This is a genomic window from Aurantiacibacter luteus, assembly GCF_001010945.1.
In the GTDB taxonomy this organism is placed as follows: Bacteria; Pseudomonadota; Alphaproteobacteria; order Sphingomonadales; family Sphingomonadaceae; genus Alteraurantiacibacter; species Alteraurantiacibacter luteus.
The window spans coordinates 1-630 of record NZ_LBHB01000012.1 but is presented as its reverse complement, the minus strand read 5'-3'; the positions used below and the strand labels follow the sequence as shown (position 1 = coordinate 630).

Sequence of the window (630 nt, the reverse complement as noted above, 5' to 3'; positions counted from 1 at the left end):
CTTGCAATAAGTACACCTTTATCTTGCAAAGTGACACTTAATAAAATAGAGTGTACTTATATACTTAAAAGACATGTGTGCTTATGAAAAAAGAACTAGTCGTTAAAGATAATGCACTAATAAATGCCAGTTATAATTTAGACCTATCAGAACAACGTTTAATACTGTTAGCCATACTTGAAGCTAGGCAATCAAATACACCCAATGATAAAGATTTGACGATTCATGCTGAAAGCTATATCAACCATTTCAATGTTCATAGAAATACAGCCTATAAAGTTCTTAAAGATGCTTGCAAAAGCCTATTTGATCGTAGATTTAGCTATCAAAAACTGACTCAAAAGGGCAACATTGAGAATGTAATAAGTCGATGGGTACAACGAATATCTTATGTAGAGAATGAAGCTCTTGTTCGTATTAAGTTTTCTGATGATGTTGTACCGTTGATTACAAATTTAGAAAAACACTTCACTAGTTATGAACTAGAGCAAGTCAGCAGTTTAACTAGTGTTTACGCTATACGCTTGTATGAGTTGCTTATCGCATGGCGTAGTACGGGCAAAGTGACTATGGTAGAGCTAGAAGAGCTAAGATTAAAACTAGGCATAGAACCCAATGAATACAAGAGAA

The 630-nt window shown here is 34.0% G+C and carries 1 protein-coding gene; it reads left to right on the top strand.

What is annotated here, in order from left to right:
• Positions 1 to 83 precede the first annotated feature (83 nt).
• Positions 84 to 630 (top strand): replication initiation protein RepM (repM, locus tag AAW00_RS14750; RefSeq protein ID WP_156170107.1); only part of this gene is annotated, 547 nt, incomplete at its 3' end.